Source organism: Sinorhizobium medicae (assembly GCF_007827695.1).
GTDB lineage: Bacteria > Pseudomonadota > Alphaproteobacteria > Rhizobiales > Rhizobiaceae > Sinorhizobium > Sinorhizobium medicae.
In genome coordinates this window covers 1-1,734 of the sequence record NZ_VITA01000059.1, presented here as the reverse complement: position 1 = coordinate 1,734, position 1,734 = coordinate 1, and the positions used below count along the sequence as shown (strand labels likewise).

Here is a 1,734-nt window from a genome sequence, read left to right as displayed (position 1 = left end):
GGGACTGTCAGGAATTCTGTGCGGTGGGCCATGATGATGAAAAGGAGCGAATCATCACATGGCTATCGAGAAAGAACTTCTGGACCAGCTCCTGGCTGGACGTGATCCATCCGAGGTTTTCGGCAAGGACGGTTTGCTGGACGATCTGAAGAAGGCGCTTTCAGAGCGCATCCTCAATGCGGAGCTTGACGACCATCGCGACGTCGAGCGCCTGGAGGGCGGCCCCGCCAACAGGCGCAACGGTTCCTCCAAGAAGACGGTTTTGACTGGCACATCGAAGATGACGCTGACCATCCCGCGCGATCGGGCGGGTACCTTCGACCCAAAGCTGATCGCCAGATATCAGCGCCGGTTTCCCGATTTCGACGATAAGATCATTTCGATGTACGCCCGTGGTATGACAGTGCGCGAGATCCAGGGGCATCTTGAAGAGCTCTACGGCATCGATGTGTCGCCGGATCTGATCTCGGCGGTGACCGATACGGTTCTGGAGGCCGTCGGAGAGTGGCAAAACCGGCCGCTCGAGCTTTGCTACCCCCTCGTGTTTTTCGACGCCATCCGGGTCAAGATCAGAGACGAGGGCTTCGTACGCAACAAAGCCGTCTATGTCGCCCTGGCCGTGCTCGCTGACGGCAGCAAGGAGATCCTCGGGCTCTGGATCGAGCAGACGGAAGGGGCAAAGTTCTGGCTGCGGGTCATGAACGAGCTGAAGAACCGCGGTTGCCAGGATATCCTAATCGCCGTGGTCGACGGCTTGAAGGGCTTCCCCGAGGCCATCACCGCCGTCTTTCCCCAAACAATCGTCCAGACCTGCATCGTCCACCTGATCCGGCACTCGTTGGAGTTCGTATCCTATAAGGATAGAAGGACCGTTGTGCCGGCTTTGAGAGCCATCTACCGCGCCCGAGATGCCGAGGCGGGCCTGAAGGCGCTGGAGGCCTTCGAGGAAGGGTACTGGGGCCAGAAATATCCCGCTATCGCTCAAAGCTGGCGGCGCAACTGGGAACACGTCGCTCCCTTCTTCGCCTTCCCCGAAGGGGTCCGCCGCATCATCTACACGACGAACGCAATAGAGGCCCTCAACTCGAAGCTTCGGCGAGCTGTGCGTTCCCGCGGGCATTTCCCTGGTGACGAAGCCGCGATGAAGCTGTTATATCTCGTTCTTAACAACGCGGCCGAGCAATGGAAACGGGCGCCGCGGGAATGGGTCGAGGCAAAGACACAGTTCGCCGTCATCTTTGGCGAGCGGTTCTTCAACTGATGAAACCGGCCCACCGCACAGAATTCCTGACAGTCCCAATGCTACCGAAACATCTTTGATCGACGCAAGTCTGGACAGCTTCGCACGCTGTCGCATGTCAAGCGCTTCACGGAGCGCCGGCTCGGTGCAAGGCGTTCCTGGCCACGCTTTTGGAGAACCTCGACAACTCCCGTACCATTGCCGAGCGCTACGGTGTCGATGTCGACCCGGTGGATATACTGCCGCTTTGGCACGAGAACTACGTCAAGTACTGCCAAGAGCCGGAGAGTACAGCGGTGAGCGCGACGAGCATCCCACGGCTTTCGTCTGTTGACGGAGGAGGAGCCGTCCGCTGTTTTAGAACTTCTGCTTTGCGCGCTTTGGCATGAAGTAGCTTCGGATATTGACGAGCGCCTCGGCGACGGCAGCAGCATCCTTGTGGGTAGCTGGTCCTTTTGTCTCGCTGAGCTTGCGGATTGGCGCAATGATGTCGC

General features: G+C 58.8%; 1 protein-coding gene and 1 pseudogene. One reads left to right on the top strand and one right to left on the bottom strand.

Translation table 11 applies throughout. The features are described from left to right. The first annotated feature begins 58 nt into the window (after positions 1 to 58). Positions 59 to 1,261 carry an IS256-like element ISRm3 family transposase gene (locus FB009_RS32515; RefSeq protein WP_145162741.1) on the top strand — a complete coding sequence of 401 codons (1,203 nt, stop codon included), beginning with the start codon at positions 59 to 61 and terminating at the stop codon, positions 1,259 to 1,261. Positions 1,262 to 1,597: 336 nt separating this feature from the next. Here the strand turns inward: FB009_RS32515 and FB009_RS32505 are convergent. Then, positions 1,598 to 1,734 (bottom strand): annotated as a pseudogene (locus FB009_RS32505) (UPF0149 family protein); the annotation flags it as partial.

Bases quoted from the DNA above. Each gene is read 5' to 3' on its own strand.
- FB009_RS32515 (WP_145162741.1), top strand. From the start codon at position 59: ATGGCTATCGAGAAAGAACTTCTGGACCAGCTCCTGGCTGGACGTGAT.